This is a genomic window from Pseudoalteromonas sp. S4741, assembly GCF_005886135.1.
Taxonomy (GTDB): domain Bacteria; phylum Pseudomonadota; class Gammaproteobacteria; order Enterobacterales; family Alteromonadaceae; genus Pseudoalteromonas; species Pseudoalteromonas tetraodonis.
Map to the genome: position 1 here is coordinate 1 of NZ_PNCN01000137.1, position 16,228 is coordinate 16,228.

Consider the following 16,228-nt stretch of genomic DNA (forward strand, 5'->3'; position numbering starts at 1 on the left):
GGGTAAACCCGCTGCTACCAGTTTGATGTTCCACTTTCTCATTTACTCCTTATTTTCTTCTCTGTGTTCAAATAGGGTTTAGTAAATTATTCACAAAGAGGGCAAAGAGACGCTGCGCTAAAAGAGTAGGCTCTAGGTTCTGGGCTGATATCAGGCTGTTTGTAAAGCTCGCTACTCGTCGCTCGAAGCTTTCTCATTTACACCTCATTCGAAGGTTTTAGCAAAAACTCGCTGCTCGAAGCCCGCGGCCTTTATCAACGTAGGCGTTAAGCTTGCTGACGCGAAAATTACCGCTTTTAAATTAGGTTACTTTTACGTCATTAATTGCCTCACCTTAGTGTTATCGTGTTTGAAATAGTAGGGCTTTGAATTATAGATAAAAGCTTTAGGATTTTTAAAATCATTTGGCTATTTTATAACGAGTACTGCGACCACCCGCTGCGGTTTTCTTTATATAATCCAGTGTTTGTAAATCTGATAAGTGGCGCGTTGCCGTCGCACGACTTACCTTAGCCACTTTTTGATACTGACTCGCACTGATGCCCTGCTCAAATTGGCCATCAAGTAATTTATTTAGCACTTTTACTTGCTGTTCATTTAGTCTAGTTTGATCTTTTTTAAACCAATAATTAGTTTTAGCGACAGTTTGCTCAATATTCTTCAGGGTAGATTCAACGGCTTTATTGAGCGTATTTAAAAACCAGGTGATCCACTGTGTAATGCACAAATCACCACGCTGTGTTGCCTCTAAGACCTCGTAATAGCCTTTTCTATCTTCTAAAATTGCCACCGACATCGCATAGAACCGTATCGACTCTTTATATTCTTGAGCAAGCGCTAAATCTGTAATAAGACGCGTAATACGCCCGTTACCATCTTCAAATGGGTGTAAGGTTACAAACCACAAATGAGCGATTGCAGCACGAATAAAAGGGTCTTCGTGTCGATCATTATAACCTGCATTAAACCAATTAAAAAAAACAGCGAGTTCGTTTTCGATAACATCTCTTGGTGGAGCAGTAAAATGTAATACGGGTCTATCTAATCGCCCTGATACAATTTGCATTGGCTCGTTGCCACGTAATTGGCCACCCGCTATTTGAGTAAATAATCCTTGTTCACCTGTAAACAATAAACGATGCCAATTCAACACACGTTCTAAATCAAGCGGTGTATCGGTGTTATTAATTGCATCCAACATGATCTCTGCAAGATTATCGCTTTGCACTGTGGTTGGATAAGGCTGCTCATCAATGTGGAGTTTTTTAGCTAGTGACGAACGTACCGAAAACGCATTGAGTTTTTCACCTTCAATTGCGCTTGAATGAATAATATTAGCCAATAAAGTATCAAGTGCTTGCTGTTTTTGCTGCGTACTTTGCCCATCCATGCGACCAACCAGCACACCTTGGTTAAAACAAAGCTTTCTCAACAACGGCGCAAGCTGTTTTTCATCCCACGTAAAGTTCGGCCAATCTTGTTGTTGCCATATCCACATAAGCGTGTGCCCTTAAGTTAATTAGCTTTAATCTATATGATTTATTCGCCTCACACAATGAGGCGAATAATGAGCTTAATTGCCTCATTGTGTTAATTGGTAAGTTGAAATCGTAGAAACCAGTTTTAGCTGTGATTATTTTAAACGCCAATTTCGGTTTCGAGCAGCAAGCGACGAGCAACGAACGATGCGAAAAGCGCCGCTTTTAATATTTAAGCTCGATGCCCGCAACTCGATGCTCGTCGCCTTTATTAATATATGTCGCATTGGCGACGGCAACCAAAGTGTGATTTGTCTTTAAATCAACTCTGCTGTAAATAATTCATCCGTGAAGCTGGGTTACTGTCGGCATCCATGCCTTCACTTCCTCATGCTGCAAAGCTGCGCTTTGGTCATTCGTCACCTCGGCGCCTCGAGGAGCACACTGTTTCCTCAATTTAAATTAATGATATGTACGTAACCGCGATGAAACACGTCCTTGTGTAAGCATCGCTTAACGCGCATTGCCTAAAGGGATTTAGGTACTTGGAATTTGTCGGGAACAGAATTCCGCCATGCGCTGCTATTATTCATCATTCATTCAATTTCGGGTGTGATCACGGGGGATTTAACTCAGCACTCGCCTCCAAATTTGTTGTTGCTATTGCTGTTAGGTATATTGAGTTATCTTAATTATTTGGGTAACTAAAATGGCTAATCAAAGACAACAAGGTAGATGGCTATCGAGTATAGAGGCTATAAAGCAACTGCAATTAACAGCACAATAAATACAAATAGCACGCGCCATTTTGTGCTCAACATCTTTATCGTCGCTTATTCCACTGGGCTTCAAATAAGCGCTTTTGTTCACCACGGTATTCACTGCACCACACGAAATCGGATGATTGCATTCCTTTTGAACGGCAACGCTTTGGCAAAGTATAAAATTCAGACCACGCAGCCAGCTTTTCAGGATCGCTATAGCTGTCGCTATGCAATTTCATATTAGGCACCCGCGAGTGCAATAACGCATTATTACTTGAGCTGTAAGCCGAAGAGCTTTGATAAGTTCGATTGGTTTGTTTGGGTTTATCACAATGCTTTGCAAGTTCTTCAAATAAAGATTTGAACCGTGCTTTTAACCGCTCACCTTCTTTTACCTTATAGCTTTGACGCAACCGTGAACGTATTGTTTCGCGTTCTTTTACAATACTATCGCAATGCTCTTGCGAGTATTGCTCGTACGCTTGCGGGAGAGAAGTAAATACGCAAAGTAGTATCAATAAAATCCATTTAATCATTATTTATCCCTAAATTGAGTGCTGTTTTTCCTTTGGGCGCCTAGGGTGAATATAGAGGATTGAATCTAAAATAGAAACAGATAGTTTAAGCAAATTGTTAAATCATGCCTGAGCGGGATTGTTGTAGCAGTTCGTGGCGGGAGTTTGTATCCAGCTTTAGTTTTTAATTGCAAATTTGAGTAGAGGTCGCGTTGGCGACGGCAACCAAAGAGAAGTAACCGCCGACTTCTCTTTGGAATCTCACGGCGCCCCGAGCATTTTGCAATTTCCTCAAAGCCAAAATCGATATGAACGTAACCGCCGTGTATTCGCCGTCCATGGCGAAGTCACGCCTTTAATTGCATCCATGCAATTAATTACTCATCAATTGAGTCTTTTCGGGCAAAATGACGGAGAAATTGTCTTGGCAGCTGCCTTTAATTCAATAGTGAGTTAATGCTTGTTTACATTGATTTTTTTAGTAAACTGAATGCTCGCCAACAGGGAGCGATTTAATGCAACAGATTGGTATTTACGAGCAGTTAATTACACAAGTAATTAAGCAAAACTTAAATCGTGACCAATTTTATGTGGGCGAACGCCTACTAGAATCGGCTGAGGCGGCTACGTGGCTTTCGCGCTTTTTAGGTAAACTGGTTGAACATGCCATTGATGCAATCCCTAATTCAAACGAGCGTTTGCAAGAGCAAATTAATCTCGCAAATAGCCTTGTGCTGTGGCTTAAAGATCATATTCGCGATGACGAACTGATCAACGAAAACCTTATCGACAGTCAAGGCCGAATACTCACTGCCCTGTTTAATACTCAAAACCCCATTGCGGCCAATCTTAAAGACTATTCCAGAGATATATTCCCAATCACAGGGCTTACCCAAAGCGAGTTATTTAGCGGTGCTAATGCAGGTATATCGCTCGAAACCGAGCTAAAACGCGAGATTAAATCGTCCGACACTATTTACTGGCTTGTCTCATTTATAAAATGGACGGGGCTGCGCATATTTAAAAATGAGCTTGAAGCATTTACCAAAAGTGGCAATAAACTCAAAGTAATTACCACCTCGTACATGGGTGCAACAGATGCTAAAGCGGTTGAGTTTTTAGCAAGCTTGCCAAACACTGAGGTAAAGCTTAGTTACAACAACCAGCAAGAGCGCTTACACGCAAAGTCATACTTGTTTATGCGTAATACGGGGTTTCATACCGGTTATATTGGTTCGTCTAATTTATCGCATTCGGCGCTTACCAGCGGCCTTGAGTGGAACTTAAAAATTACCGCGCAAGAAATCCCGCACATAATAGCCAAAACCAAAAGTACCTTTGAAACCTATTGGCAGTCGCCAGATTTCGAGCTATTTACTGGCAAAACTGAATGTAAAGAAAAGCTCATAAATTCACTTAATGAGCAACGCGGTGTTGGCCAAGCAAGCAGTCAGTTTTATTTTGATATCACGCCAAAAACCCATCAACTCGCTATTTTAGAAAAACTAAGCGTTGAGCGTAGCGTTCATGATCGCTTTAAAAATTTAGTGGTTGCCGCAACCGGCACAGGTAAAACCATTATATCGGCCTTCGACTTTAAAACCGTTTACGATAAAAACCCAAACGCACACTTTTTGTTTGTAGCCCACCGTGAAGAAATACTTAAACAAGCACAAAGCGCTTATCGTGGCGTGCTTAAAAATAACGACTTTGGGGAGCTGTGGGTAGGTAACTATAAGCCACAGCGCTATAACCAATTATTTGCGTCAATCCAAACATTAAACAGCCAAGTTGAATCGCTCAACTTAACAAGTGATTACTACGACTATATTGTAATAGATGAAGTACATCACGTAAGCGCAGCTAGTTATCGCGCTATTTTAAACCACTTTACGCCCACAATATTACTTGGTTTAACTGCTACACCAGAGCGCCAAGATGGCGCAAATATACTCGATGATTTTTGCGGTGTAATAGCCGCTGAAATTCGCTTGCCAGAGGCAATAAACCAGCGCCATTTATGCCCGTTTCAATACTTTGGACTAGATGACGATACCGACCTAAGTCAAATAACATGGCGAGGCGGCCGTTACGAGATAACCGAATTGAGTAACCTTTATACAGGGGAGAACAGCCGCGCTAACAAAATTATATCCAGCCTTGCTGATATAGTGACTAATGTTCACGATATAAAAGCGTTGGCATTTTGCGTAAGCCAAAAGCACGCAGAGTTTATGGCCTCTAAATTCAACTTAGCAGGTATAAACGCCGATGTACTGACCAGTAAAAACACTAATGAGCGCGCGGCCAAACAGCAAGCACTGCGCCAGGGTGAAATACAAATACTTTGCGTGGTTGATATTTTTAACGAAGGGGTCGATATTCCAGAGGTTGATACCCTGTTATTTTTACGCCCAACGGAAAGCCTAACGCTGTTTTTACAGCAACTAGGCCGTGGCTTGCGCTTACCAGATAATAGCCAAAAACAGTGCTGTACCGTACTCGACTTTGTAGGCAACGCCCGCCCAGAATACGACTTTGCCAGTAAATTCCGCGCATTGATTGGTAAAAGCAACCAACCAATAAAAACCGAGATTGAAAATCACTTCCCGCATTTACCACTGGGTTGCCGCATAGAGCTACAAAAGCGCACACAACAAACAATACTAAAAAATATTCAGCAAGCCATAAACACTAAACGCCGTTTACAACAGCTGATAAATAGCTATTCGCAACATACCAATGACGCGCTAACGCTCAGTAACTTTTTACGCATAAACCCGCAAGTCACACTTGAAGATATATACAAACCAAAAGATAAAAAACTCGGTGGCTGGCACTGGCTAAAAGGCGATGAAATACCCGCAGAGCAAGCCGACATTTACGCCGCGTATTACCGCGCAATCAACACCCAATTACTCGGCTGCGACTCGCTCAGCTACTTATGCTTTTTACGTGATTTATGTAATAACGACTTTAGTTTTACGCCAACGCCACAAAACCAACAGTACGCGCTTATGGCGCATTACAACTTTTGGGATGCCACAGGCACAAGTTTAGGATTTAAAACCCTCGAACAGAGTTTACAAGCCCTTAAACACAAAGAACTACAACAGGAACTTGCTCAAGTAATTACGCTGTTAATAAACCGCATTCACCAGCAAGAAAGCGATTTAACGTGCCTACCTAATCACGCAATAAAATTACACAGCCGCTACACGCGCCAACAAATACTCGCCGCGTTTGGCGCACACACGTTTGAGCAAAAGTCATCTGCTCGTGAGGGTGTTCTTGTATTCAATGATCAAAACTTAGAGCTACTATTCGTCACGCTCAACAAATGCGAAAAAAGCTACTCGCCCACCACGCTGTATCACGACTACGCAATCAGCCCCACCCTGTTCCATTGGCAGACGCAAAACAGCGCCCGCCCAGAACACGGCCGCGGCCTAAGTTATATTAAGCACCAACAAACAGGCAAAACCATATTGTTATTTGTGCGCGAACAAGGCAAAGACGAAAACGGCCGAACCATGGGGTTTGTAAACTACGGCGAGGTTAAATACCAAAGCCATAACGGCAGCCAGCCGATGAATATAACGTGGGAACTAATCAACCCCATGCCAAGTGAAATGTGGCATGAGGCAGGGAAATTGGCGGTTGGGTAGCGGATTTAAATTTAATAGTTTGAATGTTATGGGCTAGTTTACTAATAAGTTTACAGGAATAAGCAAAAACCAACTGTTTTTTGCCTTGCTGAAATGACTTGTACGGATAATAAACACATTAAATATTTTATCTTTAAACTAAGTTTGGGTAATGTAAGTCTCAGGTTTAAGCAGTAACTTAAGCTTTCTGTGTCGTAGAAAGCTCCTCCGTTAAGAAACCGATAACAAGAACGAACGCGGCAAAGAAGTCAAGCACCACACTTGTTAGGTTCTGCCTCGTTTAGCGAACTCACAAATCATTCTAGTAGTTCTCTGGCGGCTTTCTTCTGGGTATCTATTTATATCATCTCTGATTAGGGAAAGTGCAGCGCCTTCATCCCCCTTTAAAGCTGCACTTAATGCTCTATATCGATTTAAAGACCTTTGAGATATATGGTTATTTTTGCTTATTTTCAATAACTCTTCGAGAGCCGATTCAAACTCTTCTAAATTATTAAATTTTAAGGCGATATCACATGCAGCAAGTAGCGGATAATGATTTTCAGGATATATAGCAATACAGTCTTTTATTTTATCAAAGGCAGTAACCTCTGAATCATTAATTTTAGCTTCAAAAATTGCTTCGGCGATATTCGACATTTCAATTGATTGCTCAGATCCAATAGACCTTAAATTATGAATCAACTCTTTTAGTAATGCACTATTCTTTTTGGCCTCATCAGTGTTAATCAAGCAATTGAAATAGGCTTGGGTATGAAATTGGTTACTACGGTTGTCTTCATAATTTTTCTTAGCATAATCAAGAGCCTTATCATACTCCTCCATTTGCACATATACTTGCACTATCTCTCTTTTACACCTTGCTGCAACATATCTGCTATTTTCAATTTTCTGAAATCTCTCAAGTGCATCCTTATAACGACCTTGCAATCTATAATAAAATCCAAGCAAAAAGTCATGTTCATCGCCATTTATTAATTGTACCTCTTTCAACAGCCTTGGATTTTTTGTTTTTGCTAAAGCCAAACATAGATAATACCTAATATCCTGCAAGGCAGAATCATCGATATTACTCTTCTTCTCAAGAATTAAATCTGCTAGGTCAATAATCCTTTGTAAACTTCCTCGGTTATAATAAAGATCCTTCATACATCTTAGATAATGTGATGGGATTAAGAACTTATCATCAATCTTAGTTCCTTCTTTCAAGGCCTCTTTAATGGAAAAAATAAACTCAGATGAGTCCAACTCAAATAAATCATCTCTTTCAATTGTAGTCTTTACTCGTTCTGTGATTCGTTCTGAAAGCTCTGAACTAAAAGTTAATCTATTTCTTGCAATGTAATCTCTTACAACATCGTTTAATCGAACAATATCTCCATCTAGCCCAATCAATTCGATTATATGCTCCGCTGCGAGTTCCTCAATTACAGGATAGAACTCCTCTTCATTCACTATTGAAAATAGAAAATCCATAGTAATAACTTCAAACTTTGAAAGCATTCTAATAAAATCTAAAGTTGATTCTTTGCTTTCATATTTATTCAATAAGGTCGCAGCTCTTTCGGAGTTATAATCAGCCAAAATCGCCAATTTATCATGAAAGCTTGTTTGGTTATCTTCTCTTAACATATCAGCTGCAAATGCAACCTGTTCTGGTAGCCCTGATAGTAAATTACAAATATCGTCAAACTGCTCAAGAGATAATTCAAGCTTATATAATCCTGCTAGCTGACTAAAAAAACGCCTCCTCTCAACAGTACTTAATTCAGTTATTTCGAGAAAGAAAAAACTGTCATTTTTCGGTCTCGCGGGAAATGCTACTTTATATTTTGATGCAATGCAGAAGACAGGGTAAGCAGTTTTATTATAAGTAGATATAGCCTTTTCAAACCAGCTATTAAGCTCCCTTTTGTAGTTGACAAGGCAGCCATCATCGATAAAGTAAATTAATTCTTTCGAATTATAAGCTGCGTTCATTACCTGATGAATGTATCCAATTTTTTCATCGACAGTTTTATCACTCAATGCTTCAAGTGAGTCGCCAAAATCAATCAAACCAAAATCGTTTAGCTTTAATATGAAATCTTCAATTGATACATTCCGGTCTAAGAATATTGCGGAAGGTTTGTGAGAACATTCCGAGATATTAGTTTTTAAACACCCTTTGTGAATAAGGCTTCTTCGGCCAACGCCGTTAAAGCCAGAGCAAATTAAGACAGTCGGCTTTTCTTTCGAAAAATCATGTATCCTCTCTTCAAAAGAATCTAATTCAGTTAGCCGACCAACAAAGTAGTTTTCTCTTATTTTTAGCTCTGGATGTTTTGTCCAACTTACTTCTCTTAATTTATTGTGAATTCTTCTGGCAGCAACATTTGCTCTTTTGATAGGTTTTAAATTGTAATTATCTCTTAACCATTCAGGAATTCTTGAATCTGTATACTGTATTTTATCGTCAATAATAATAGGAAATATTTTGTTTATCTGATCACTGTCCAGCCTAATCTTAGCTTCAGTTATTTCTTTTATTACCCATTCAGAATTTAGTGCATTATCTGATAAGAAAATCACAAAAATTTCCGATTTATCCAAGCCATCAATTATTTGATCTAAAGGCCTCTCACCTTCCTCAAAAGTATATTCGTCATAAATAATGTCATCTTTATCCAACCAATTGGCTACATTACGAACATAGTGTTCTTTATCCTGACTTGAATGAGATAAAAATGCTTTAATCACGAAATATCCTTACTTTATTTAATATGAAGTGCTAGGTGTAACACTTAATAGCCTAAAAAACTTTATCAGAGGACACTTTCCCCATTTAAGCGCGAAAACGTCCTTATTTTGTTTACCTATATCAATAGCAAATAGTGTAAGTTACTGCCAGATATAAACATTATTCTTACTGTAGCATATATAAACATGTAAAAAAGAGGAAAGTGTCCTCTTATTCTTACTAAGTTAATGTCGAGTCACCTGAATGACTATATATCGCTCTTCACCGCCAAAACAAAGCATGCCTTACTTACAAAAAGAGCAAAATAGCTTCATTACCCAAAACTTACTTCCTCACATACAGTGTCATTGCACAGAGCAAAACCCATCCCTTTAAGGCATAAACACCAATCTACCAGCACACTCCAATTCCCCGTGATCACACCTGAAACTCAGTTAATGATGAGTAATTTACAGCACGGATGCTGTACAAAGCGTAGCTTGGCCATGGATGGCCTATCTACGCTGGTTACGTTCACATCATTAACGTAAGTTGAAGATACAGTGTGATCCTCGGGTGCGCCGTGGGATTCCAAAGGGTGGACGGCGGTATTCACCCTTTGGTTGCTATCGCCAACGCGATAAAACCTCGAATAGAGGTTTTTGATCCCTTGAATCTCAAGCTTTTAACGCCAGCAAGCTGCGCGTCTACAAGTAATAGCGCGATATAAAATCGCGACTATAAAACCACTTGTTTAAACCTCGCGAAGGTTCGCATGCTTTCATCTGCAATCATTACTTCGTAATCTGGATTTTGAGCAATTAGCTCATATTGCCCGTTAGGTAATTTATTAACTTTACGAAGTAAATACTGCCCGTCTCCGCTTATATCGTCTCGCTCTATCGCGACTATTTGGCCACGTAGCGATCCGGCTCTATCGGAAGTTATAAACTCAAGTAGCAGTAAATCACCATCAAGTATTGGGTGCTTACCGCCATTCATAGAATTACCCGACGCATGCGCTAAAAAGTGTACTTGTGGATCGAGCTTGCCCGCGCCAAGTGGTGCGTCCATCAATTCCATATCGCTTTCATCCCCTGTTTTAAAATGCCCACAAGCTATTTTAATGTTGGGGAAGTACGGCAGCTTTAATACGTTATCTTGCTCTTTTGCTGTATCGGCACGATCTTTAAACTTTAGCTGAGTCACATTGTCAGCTTGTTGATCGGTATTTTGTTCAGTTGTTGCTACGTTTACTTTTAGCCGTTGGCTGTATTTAGCTAAGCTGTATTCAACCAGCTCTAACACGGCGTTGTTTAGTAATTCGAGTTTATCTGCGGGTACGTCAAACGTGGCTTTCACGGTGTCGTTTTCTAGCGTAAACCACTGCGTGCCATCTTTATTTTTATTGGTGTAAGCTTTGATAGGATTTTTACGCCAGTAGCTTTGCCATATTTGTGAGTCAGCGGCAGCTTGCTGCTCTTTGGCTGATAAATCGTGTTGTTTTAAATTTGGGTGGCGCGCTAATACTTTAGCACTCATGGCTGCAAGTTCTGCAACTGTTGGGGGAATGGTAAAACCATTTAATGCCACATAAGCTTCAAGCAAAATAGCTTTAAAGCATTTGGTCATACTGGTTGTTTGTATGCCCTTATGTAAAAAGTCATAGAACCGCGCTAGTTGCTCAGCACCTTGTTGTGCCTCATCATCAATGTTTTGTGTTTTAGCAATTAGCTCAAACCAACTAGTGTAATTGCTGTTTACCTTTTTTATATCCCCATAGTGGTAGTAAAACTCACTTAAGGTGGGTAAATGCCCAAGTTGCTCAGCAAGTTGTGTTATATCTTCAAGCGCCGTGGTGCGCTGCGCCTTAGCTAGCTGTTGCCAGAAGTCGGTGACTTTTAAATCAATATTTATAAAACAGCCATCAGCTAGATTTGGCTTTTTAAGCTTTTTCACTACACCACTTGGCGTAGTTTCATGGAGTAACGCATAAGGCTTATTTAAAAAGCTATGGTGGTTACCAATAAAGTCGAGCACCACTAAATGCGTTTTACCTTCTAGCGTACGCAAACCACGCCCTAATTGCTGTAAAAACAGGATTTTAGAATCACTTGGGCGCAGCATTAAAATAGTATCAATGCTGGGTAAGTCAGTCCCTTCATTAAACAGATCAACGGTAAATAGCACTTCAACTTGGCGTTGTTCTAATTGTTTAAGTGCCTCATTTCTGCGTACTTTTGATTGGCTATGTACTGATAGTGCTTTTACACCCGCTTTATTAAACGCATCAGCCATGTAATCGGCATGTTTTGTGGAAATACAAAATCCCAAGGTGCGTTTTTGTTTATATTGTTGCCACTGTGCAAGCGCATGATCGGCTCGTTTTTGTGTCGCAAATTTGTTTTCTAGTGCTGCAGGATCAAATCGACCATTGCGCCATGGAATGGCTTGGTAGTTTACGTTTTCGTCCCAAATACCATAGTAATGAAACGGCACTAACGTTTTTTGATCAATTCCTTGCGTTAAGTTTCGCTCAAATACTAAATTGTTGTCGCACAATCCTAAAATATCGGCTTGGTCGGTTCGTTCTGGCGTGGCGGTTAAACCGAGTAAAAACTGTGGTTCAAAATAGTTTAATAGCTGACGATAAACACGTGCGCTGGCATGATGAAACTCATCAACAATGATGTAGTCGAACGCCGTTGGTGCAAATTGCTTTAAATGATTACTTCGTCCAATGGTTTGAATAGAAGCAAATAAACAGTCGGCGTTTTTGTCGCGGTGTTTACCGTTATAGAATCCCGTTGAAAGCGGCAGTAGTTCAGCAAAAGTACGCTGTGCTTGTACAAGTATTTCTTCACGATGCGCGACAAATAATACCCGTTTAGCTTTGAATTGTTTAACATCAAACGCGCTTAACCATGTTTTACCCATGCCTGTTGCTAACACTACTAAGCCACGTTTAAAGCCCTCAGCGCGAGTTTGCGCTAGAGCATTGAGCGCTTCAATTTGAGCTGGCCTTGGTGTTTTAGCTTCGCTTTGTTCAATAATTTGTTCCGCTGTATCGGCATGATTTACCGCTACAAACTGCTGTGTTTTGCGCCTAGCAATGTAGTTATTAATCCATTCATGGCTTAAATGGGTAACAAATTCGTGGTTGAAAATATGATTAAAAGCATTCCGAATACTTAAAAATTGCTGCGCTGCTTGGCTTGTTTTTGGCTGCATGTAATCATGTCTAAAATTCCACTCATGACCTTTAGTAAGGGCGCTGGCGCTAATGTTACTTGAGCCGATAAAGGCACAACCAGACGTAATTTCGCTGGTGTCATTTGTTTTGACAAAAATATACGACTTCATGTGAAAGCTTTGGTTGCTCTGTGTTTGGTAAATACGCACATCAGCACCACGATCCACTAATACCATTAGCTCTCTGAGCGCATTAGGATGAGTAATATCAAGGTAATCGGAGGTTAACAGCTTTAGTGTTGCGCCACTTTGTAAAGCTTCATTGAGTGGGTCAAATAATAAAGCCAAGCCACTGGGTTGGATAAATGACACTGTGATTTCAATCTCTGTGGCATTATTTATTGCATGTACAAGATTAGGTAATAGCGGATCATCGGCACCCGTAATAAGCTGCTGCTTATTACTTTGCAATTGGTGCTGTTCGTTAAAGCTATTCATTTATTAATTCGCTGCGCGTTAATAATGCATTAAGCCACACTTCACTTTCGCGCTCTGGTCGTTGGTCGACCGTTTGCCATTGTTTTAGTATTTTAAGCTCGGTATGATGGGTGATTAGCGCGGTTAAGCCATCTTCATTTAAATCGGTAAATTCGCGGCCATTGTGCACACGTTCTTGCGTGCCGTATTTAAACGACACATACAAAACACCGTTTGGTTTTAGGGCATTTTGCAGCTTTAAAAACACCTGCGGTAACTCTACTTTTGGAACGTGTAATAAGCTGGCGCAACACCAAATGCCATCGTACTTATTGGTACAATTAAGCTGCTGAAAGGTTTTAACCTCTACGGCTTGTTGTAAGTAATTACTGGCTAACTTTGCAAGCTCGGGACTTGCGTCAAATGCGCTAACAGTAAAATCTTGCTGTTTAAAATACATGGCATCGCGGGCGCTACCGCAGCCTGCATCTAATATATGGCCGTGTTTAGGGATAAGCGGTAAAAACTCAGCGTAAAGCGCCGACATATCAACGTTCAGCGTTGAGTCACTGAAGCTTTGTGCGTTTTGATTGTAGTAATTGAGTGTTTTAGTAGGCACTAAATTCACCGCTCCTTGGTTTATTTATTAATCTGGTATTCATTTATAACTAATCTACAGTATCAACATTTAAAAATATAGAGCTACGGCAATATATACGCCCTAAGCAGTATGTTTTTATTATAAAAAAGCACTGTTTAATGTTATAAAATCATGTTATTTACACTTTTACCTAATAGCTCTATGCTCTTGAAAGTATTTAGGTTATAAAAATAAGGTCCATAAAGCGCTTTTCATTGCTCAATAGAAAAAAACTACAACTTTGATTGAGTAATTGATGAATAATTATTGGTATGGCTGGCTTTTGTAGCTGAGTATCTACACCATATGGGGTGTGCTGACGGATTCCCTAAATTCATAAATGAATTAGTTTATTTGCAGCTTATTCGCCCCTTGGTTGCCATCGCCAATGCGATAATCAAACTCTTACCTTAGCCCACACTAAAAAAATGGCTGTTATTTACCCTACAGTCTAACGGCTTGATAAACGCTTATTCAAGCCTATAAGCTTACCAGCGTTTAAAAGTTAGTGTCGGCTCTTAAGCCCCCGTATTTGTTTTTACTGAGCTACCAACAACCTAGTCATTTATTGCTGCACTGCGCGCTCTTAATTTATTACAAGCGGGATAAATCTGCCAGCTAGTGTATATACTTAGCTGTAGTCATTTTTTAGAGTAATAAAATGCTTAAAGTCGCTTTTGTTGTATTACTGCTTAGCAGCTGTGACGTATTTGCTTGCTTTAAAACGCTTAAAGTAGGCACAAATGAAAACAACTGGCCACCTTATTTAATTAAGCAGGGTAATACCTTTGTAGGCGCAGAGGTGGATACGGTTAACGCTGTTTTTAAAAATTCGCCTTTTTGTATTGAGTGGGTTTATTTTCCGAGCTTATCGCGGGTTCAGCAAGAGCTAAAAACTGGCCATATTGATATTACCTTTGCGGCAAGTTATACAAAAGCGCGCGCCGAGTACTCCTATTTTACTGATGTTTATCGCGATGAAATTATGCTGCTTTATAAGCATAAAAACGCTAAAAATGTGGTTGATTTGGTCACTCTTTTTGAAAATGGCGCCACGGTTGCGATTAACCGTGGCAGCTTTTTTGGCGCTGAGTTTGAAAAAATAAGAAAACACTACCCCAACCAGATAGTACTTACTAGCGAAGCGTATACCCGCTTTGGCATGCTTAACAAAAAGCGCGTTGATTACGTGATTGACGACTCTGTTGTTGCAAAATATTTTGCTAAACGCTACAACACAATTTTACCGGTAAAAACAGCGCCAGCTATTAATGTTAATGGCGTACATTTTATGATGAGTAAAAAAACGATAACGCTTGACGAAGTCGCGGTAATTAATCGCCTGATTAAAAATAACAAGGCTGCAATTAAACGCATTTATAGCCTCGATTAAATTGCGGCTTACCCTTACTGTTTATTTATAACCCAACATTCAAACGTTAAGTCCTTTCGCGCGAGCAAGCTCTAAGCTTACAAGTTTCACAAAGAGAATAAGCAATAGAAAACCTCATACCCACCGCTCGTGAACTTTTACTCTTCCACCTTTAATCTAAATTAGCTTGCTAATTCGGCCATCGCTTTTTGGCTAAACAAGTGCATAGTTACATAATGTTGGTTTTTAATAATCGTCTTCACAATTTCCTGATCTATATTCAAATAATCATGCACAAGCGCATTTCGTAAACCGATTATTTTACGCCATGAAAGCAACTCATTATCAGTTAAAGCACCGAGTTGAGTTAGTTCGCTAAATGTTTGGTAGGCGTTACTGCTTGTCGTATTTTTATACTTTTTAAGCCAATGTTTAGATAAGCTAATACATACTTCTGTCATTAACTGTAGCAAACGCTCTGCGGCACGATAGTCTCTATTATTAAGTTGATCTACTTGGCTTAATTCGTCGAGCTCTTGCATATATTCATCAATATGTCGTGTTACTTCTCTTATATAAAGCGCTATTCCTGTATCAGTCATGGTTACTCGCTATCATCTCAAATTCAAACTGGCTATAAATACGCTGCTGCTCTCTCATCGCTCTAAGGCTATTTTTACCTAAAATTGCCTCCCCGTATTCCACGATATTGAATGCAAGGTAACTGGGGATTAAGTTTATATCAACGATTGAAATAAGCTGTTCGTTTAAACTAAGTTCATTACTGATTTCTAATTCGAGCTCTTTTGGCCTTAGTCGTTTATCAAAAGAGCTAAGGTCAAAATTTTTAAAAGCGATCGCCAGATCAATATCACTATGAGGTTGCGCTGTACCTTTGGCGTGAGAGCCATACAGCCACACCACTTCAATGTCGCTATTTTTCTGCAAGTAATTAACTATTTGTTGAAAAACATTATTGCTCAAAACAAAAAACCATTAGTAAAAACTAAGATAATCATAACTTATCTATTTTATACTGAACACTAAAACCGATAATGCATGCTTATTTGTGGAAGTTGATTTTAAATGATGTATTCACTAAAGAAGCGCTAGATAAAAGACGCTAGGTTGTTTACGCAGACCCGTTACCCAAAGCCCCTGCTTTTTTCATCTCGTTTACCATCATTTATTTCTCTTTGTGCAATTTGCTCTCAAGTGAACTTTCTACAAAGAGAGCGAAGAGGCGCTGCGCTGAAAGAGGAAATAAAAAAGCCAAATATTATTCTGTAGCAGCGATTTTATATCGCGTCAGGCCTAGGTCATTAAACACAAAAACGCGGGGTAAACCCGCTGCTACCAGTTTATGTTTTAATTTATTTATTCACCACAGAGGAAGAAGAGGC

Annotated in this window: 9 protein-coding genes; 2 read left to right on the forward strand and 7 right to left on the reverse strand. The window is 39.7% G+C overall.

What is annotated here, in order from left to right:
* Positions 1 to 400 precede the first annotated feature (400 nt).
* Positions 401 to 1,498: a Fic family protein gene (locus CWC30_RS16080; RefSeq protein ID WP_138627602.1), complete on the reverse strand. Its 1,098-nt coding sequence runs from the start codon at positions 1,496 to 1,498 to the stop codon at positions 401 to 403.
* 803 nt (positions 1,499 to 2,301) lie between these two features.
* Complete coding sequence (locus CWC30_RS16085) at positions 2,302 to 2,778, reverse strand: hypothetical protein (RefSeq protein ID WP_138627603.1); 477 nt, start codon at positions 2,776 to 2,778, stop codon at positions 2,302 to 2,304.
* A 494-nt stretch (positions 2,779 to 3,272) separates the two neighbouring features.
* On the opposite strand from CWC30_RS16085, the gene CWC30_RS16090 reads away from it, so the two are divergent.
* Positions 3,273 to 6,425: a DUF3427 domain-containing protein gene (locus tag CWC30_RS16090; RefSeq protein ID WP_138627604.1), complete on the forward strand. Its 3,153-nt coding sequence runs from the start codon at positions 3,273 to 3,275 to the stop codon at positions 6,423 to 6,425.
* Positions 6,426 to 6,689: 264 nt separating this feature from the next.
* On the opposite strand, the gene CWC30_RS16095 is transcribed toward CWC30_RS16090, so the two are convergent.
* The 3 genes from CWC30_RS16095 to CWC30_RS16105 all read right to left on the reverse strand — a co-directional run bounded on the left by CWC30_RS16095 (position 6,690) and on the right by CWC30_RS16105 (position 13,432).
* Positions 6,690 to 9,164: a toll/interleukin-1 receptor domain-containing protein gene (locus CWC30_RS16095; RefSeq protein WP_138627605.1), complete on the reverse strand. Its 2,475-nt coding sequence runs from the start codon at positions 9,162 to 9,164 to the stop codon at positions 6,690 to 6,692.
* Between the two features lie 718 nt (positions 9,165 to 9,882).
* Positions 9,883 to 12,834 carry a DEAD/DEAH box helicase family protein gene (locus CWC30_RS16100; RefSeq protein ID WP_138627606.1) on the reverse strand — a complete coding sequence of 984 codons (2,952 nt, stop codon included), beginning with the start codon at positions 12,832 to 12,834 and terminating at the stop codon, positions 9,883 to 9,885.
* The gene (locus CWC30_RS16105; RefSeq protein ID WP_138627607.1) at positions 12,827 to 13,432 is read right to left on the reverse strand and encodes a class I SAM-dependent methyltransferase; all 606 of its coding nucleotides are present in this window, start codon (positions 13,430 to 13,432) and stop codon (positions 12,827 to 12,829) included. Before CWC30_RS16105 ends, CWC30_RS16100 begins: the two co-directional genes overlap by 8 nt.
* A 682-nt stretch (positions 13,433 to 14,114) precedes the next feature.
* Here CWC30_RS16105 and CWC30_RS16110 point away from each other — a divergent pair.
* Positions 14,115 to 14,846 (forward strand): substrate-binding periplasmic protein, encoded by a 732-nt coding sequence (locus tag CWC30_RS16110; protein WP_138627608.1) that lies wholly within the window; start codon positions 14,115 to 14,117, stop codon positions 14,844 to 14,846.
* 161 nt (positions 14,847 to 15,007) lie between these two features.
* Here CWC30_RS16110 and hepT read toward each other — a convergent pair whose 3' ends face one another.
* Together hepT and mntA are read right to left on the reverse strand one after the other, a co-directional pair.
* The gene (gene hepT / locus CWC30_RS16115) at positions 15,008 to 15,427 is read right to left on the reverse strand and encodes a type VII toxin-antitoxin system HepT family RNase toxin (protein WP_036983632.1); all 420 of its coding nucleotides are present in this window, start codon (positions 15,425 to 15,427) and stop codon (positions 15,008 to 15,010) included.
* Positions 15,420 to 15,809 carry a type VII toxin-antitoxin system MntA family adenylyltransferase antitoxin gene (gene mntA, locus CWC30_RS16120; RefSeq protein ID WP_036983630.1) on the reverse strand — a complete coding sequence of 130 codons (390 nt, stop codon included), beginning with the start codon at positions 15,807 to 15,809 and terminating at the stop codon, positions 15,420 to 15,422. Before mntA ends, hepT begins: the two co-directional genes overlap by 8 nt.
* Positions 15,810 to 16,228: the final 419 nt, after the last annotated feature.

Excerpts from the sequence above, each read along its gene's own strand:
- CWC30_RS16080 (WP_138627602.1), bottom strand. The coding sequence starts at position 1,498 with ATGTGGATATGGCAACAACAAGATTGGCCGAACTTTACGTGGGATGAA.
- CWC30_RS16085 (WP_138627603.1), bottom strand. The coding sequence starts at position 2,778 with ATGATTAAATGGATTTTATTGATACTACTTTGCGTATTTACTTCTCTC.
- hepT (WP_036983632.1), bottom strand. The coding sequence starts at position 15,427 with ATGACTGATACAGGAATAGCGCTTTATATAAGAGAAGTAACACGACAT.
- CWC30_RS16090 (WP_138627604.1), top strand. The coding sequence starts at position 3,273 with ATGCAACAGATTGGTATTTACGAGCAGTTAATTACACAAGTAATTAAG.
- CWC30_RS16100 (WP_138627606.1), bottom strand. The coding sequence starts at position 12,834 with ATGAATAGCTTTAACGAACAGCACCAATTGCAAAGTAATAAGCAGCAG.
- CWC30_RS16110 (WP_138627608.1), top strand. The coding sequence starts at position 14,115 with ATGCTTAAAGTCGCTTTTGTTGTATTACTGCTTAGCAGCTGTGACGTA.